Origin of the sequence: Nocardiopsis sp. TNDT3 (assembly GCF_003427465.1) — a bacterium.
GTDB classification, from domain to species: Bacteria; Actinomycetota; Actinomycetes; order Streptosporangiales; family Streptosporangiaceae; genus Nocardiopsis; species Nocardiopsis dassonvillei.
The window spans coordinates 1-1,442 of record NZ_QPFC01001437.1 but is presented as its reverse complement, the minus strand read 5'-3'; the positions used below and the strand labels follow the sequence as shown (position 1 = coordinate 1,442).

Below are 1,442 nucleotides of genomic sequence, written 5' to 3'. Positions count from 1 at the left end.
GGAGGTGGGTGGCCACGTCGCCGTAGCCGAGTCCGGCGAGCAGGGAGCGCAGGTCGGCCATGGCGACGCGGCGGTGCGCGCCGAGGTTGATTCCGCGCAGCAGCGCGACGTACCTGGTCATGCCCACCATTGTGCCGAGACGGCGGCCGTGCGCACAAGTGTTCGACCCCGGCTGTGGACAACCCTCCGCGACGCGGCCGACGGCGGGGCCGTCCGTGCCCGGCCACGGCGGGCGCGGCGGTCCCGCGGCTGCCGCACCCGGCCTCGCGAACGCGGCGGCTCCGCGGATTCCGACCCCTCCCGTGGACCCCGGCGGGCGCCGCGGGTGCGTACGCTGGCACGCGTAGGCGCGGCTCCCTGGCCGCCGCGCAGACGTGAACCGCACCACGACCCCGGAGACGCCGTGCCGCGCCTGAGCCACACCTTCGACATCACCGCAGTGGACAGGGAGGTGGTCGAGCGCATCGTCGCCGCCCTGCACGAGGTCGCGCGCAGCTGCCGTTTCGACGGCCGGGGCTGGCTGCTGACCCCCGACGCGCCGACCCGGGCCCGTCTGGACCGGCGGGCCGACGAACTCGGCCTGCTCGACGGCGAGGAGGCCGAACGGTTGCGGGAGGAGCAGCGCCGCGCCGCCGAGGAACTGCGCGGGGGCGGCGCCGGCACACCGGCCGAGGCCGACGAACTGGCCGTGGCGGCCAGCGAGCTCTCCCTCCAGTTGCAGCGGGGGCGCCACCTCGAACCCCGCAGCCACTACCTCATCGCCGAGCTGTCCCCCGAGGGCGTTCCCGTCGATCCCGCAGACGACGAGGAGAAGGGCTGGAGCGGCACGGGCGTGACCCTCACCTCCTGGGACGAGGCGGGCACCACCTCGGCCGAGTTCGCCATGCCCGACACCGTCGGCACGCAGGAGGACCCCGTGACGTGGGGGACCGTCACCCACGACGCCCCCGCAGGCCTGCTCACCTGGAGCGCGCGGGTGCGGCTGCCCGGGCGCGGCGCCTGGCTGCGGTCGGCCGAGGGCACCCTGGAGGTGGACACGGGCGCCTGGTACGAGGCCGTCGCGCGGGGCCGGGACACCCCTCCCGTGCGGGTGCGGGCCACGCACTCCCTGGCCCGGATCAGCGCCTGGCTGTCCCCTTCGGTCTCCGCCGACGGCCGCTGGGCGGTGGAGGCCGTGCTCGACGTGCGCGGCCGGGGCGTGTTCCGCCCGGTGGTGGCGGCGGCCTTCTGGGCGGTCACCGCCTCCTTCCGCAGGGAGGACCGGCGCACGGCCCGTCAGGGGGGCGGGGAGCCGACCACGCGGGAGCGCCTGGACCAGACCGCCCGCGCCTGGGACCGCGTCGCCCGCAACGCGCCCCGGATCCCGGAGCTGCTGCACGAGGTGGCCCGGGCCATGGCCGAGGCGCCCGACGGGGACTGACTCCCCCGCCCTCCCCCGGGCG

The 1,442-nt window shown here is 77.1% G+C and carries 2 protein-coding genes; one reads left to right on the top strand and one right to left on the bottom strand.

Annotated elements, in window-relative coordinates; translation table 11 throughout:
* On the bottom strand, positions 1-121 hold a 121-nt coding region (locus tag DQW06_RS28635), incomplete at its 3' end, for a DUF1697 domain-containing protein (protein WP_232833195.1).
* A 282-nt stretch (positions 122-403) separates the two neighbouring features.
* Between DQW06_RS28635 and DQW06_RS28630 the strand changes: the two genes are divergently transcribed.
* A complete protein-coding gene (locus tag DQW06_RS28630) occupies positions 404-1,420 on the top strand; it encodes a hypothetical protein (RefSeq protein ID WP_013154010.1) in 1,017 nt (338 codons plus the stop codon).
* Positions 1,421-1,442 lie beyond the last annotated feature (22 nt).